Raw genomic sequence first — 273 nt, 5'->3', positions numbered from 1 at the left:
GCTTCGCTTTCGCAATGGCGCTGTCGCTCGGCGATCTCGGCGTCATTGCGCTGTTCGGCAGCGATTCCGTGCAGACCTTGCCCTATCTGCTGCTGGCGCGCATGGGCAGTTACCGCACCGAGGATGCGGCCGGGCTGGCGCTGCTGCTCGGCCTTGTGTGCCTGGCGCTAGTGTTGGCCGCGGACTGGCTGGGAAGGGGGGAGAAATCATGATGCCGATCAGCCCGGAACGATCCATTTCGGTCGAAAAAGGCGCGGCCGTGCGGCTCGATAA

1 pseudogene is annotated in these 273 nt (G+C 64.5%); it reads left to right on the top strand.

Features of this window, described 5'->3' with window-relative positions:
- Positions 1-212: pseudogene (locus E5W70_RS29830) on the top strand (thiamine/thiamine pyrophosphate ABC transporter permease ThiP); the annotation flags it as partial.
- Positions 213-273 lie beyond the last annotated feature (61 nt).

It is taken from the genome of Mesorhizobium sp., from assembly GCF_005063415.1.
Classification (GTDB): Bacteria; Pseudomonadota; Alphaproteobacteria; order Rhizobiales; family Rhizobiaceae; genus Mesorhizobium.
The sequence above is the reverse complement of the archived record's forward strand: the minus strand, read 5'-3'. Positions and strand labels throughout refer to the sequence as shown.